At 30.8% G+C, this 1291-nt stretch carries 2 protein-coding genes; both read left to right on the forward strand.

The features are described from left to right. A partial coding sequence (locus DLM75_RS24370) for a hypothetical protein (RefSeq protein ID WP_118971032.1) occupies positions 1-578 on the forward strand: 578 nt, incomplete at its 5' end. Between the two features lie 117 nt (positions 579-695). Next, positions 696-1291 (forward strand): hypothetical protein (locus DLM75_RS24015; RefSeq protein ID WP_147456706.1); only part of this gene is annotated, 596 nt, incomplete at its 3' end.

Raw genomic sequence — 1291 nt, forward strand, 5'->3', positions numbered from 1 at the left:
GTTTGGTCCGGGAGTTTAGCCATGTTAAATTAAAAATTCTGAAAGTATTGCTTTTACTCTCTATAACTTTCATCCTGAATCAATGTTTAACTGTATTAGATTCTTCAATTAGTTCGAGCGAAAATTTCAATGGAACTAAAAGATTTTATGAGGATAAGGTTTGTATAATAATTAATACTATAGGAGTTGATCATAAATTCGAGGTTTCTAATTTTATGCAAATTATATCTGAGGATCTATTAGAAAAAAGCTTTCAAAGAACTAATCTTTTGGAATCTGAAGTGAGTAAAGATTGTAAATATTTTCTTCAGTATAAAAAGACTAAATTCTCTGTCGCTATTTTGGAACTAATCGTTATCGGATATCCAATCATTAAAGGCAATGAATTTGAAATAGAGGCAATCGAATATTCAAAGGATCGTAAGATAATTCGTAAAAAATCTATGAAAAATGGTTACAAGCATTATATTAGCTGGCTGCTATTTCCTACCTTCTTTCTGCTTTATCGGCCGTATTCGGATGAGAAAATTATTGAGGATTTTCATTCTCGGTTTTTTAAAACTGCTAATGAGATATAATGATTCTTTTTTGTCTTCATTCGCTCTTGCCTTTTTTCCAACTTGTCTCCGGCTTATGGGATTATCTGAAGAGATGTTTGGTCCAGGTGTTTAAAAATAGGAGAATAATTGAATATTATGATCCAAAAAATATACTTCTATATAATATTAATCTCTATTCATAATTGTATTCTAATCGGGAGTCGGATCGATAAAACGTTTGTACAAATTTATTCTGCGAAAAAAGAGAAACTAACTAGTATTTGTTATTCTTCGAGATGGACCGAAAGAAAATATGAAACAAGTTCATTTGGGAAAACAATACTTGAAAAATTGGATTCGGAGTTTAGTAAAGATTTAGGTATTCAAAAATGTAATTCGAATTCTGCTAATATTAAAATAATCGAATTAGTATTTACACCGATTAGATCACTTTGTAGAGAGGGAATGGATCTTACTGACCCTGATGCAACAACTTGCCAATTGTGGTCCGTTTCTCATTTTGGATCGCTCGGTTTAATTCCAATTTTTGGTCCTATGCAAGGAAGGGTTGAAGTTTTCTTTAAAGAGGGTGAAAAGATTCTGAAATATGATTATTTTTTGAATACTTATAATATTCGATGGCTTCCTTTATTAATAGTAACGCCGATAACCTTAATTTTGGATATACCAGAAGGTTTATATTTGAAAGCAATCGAAGAGATTAAGAATGAAACACAGATTCGTATGAAGGT

The sequence above is a fragment of the Leptospira stimsonii genome (assembly GCF_003545885.1).
GTDB classification, from domain to species: Bacteria; Spirochaetota; Leptospiria; order Leptospirales; family Leptospiraceae; genus Leptospira; species Leptospira stimsonii.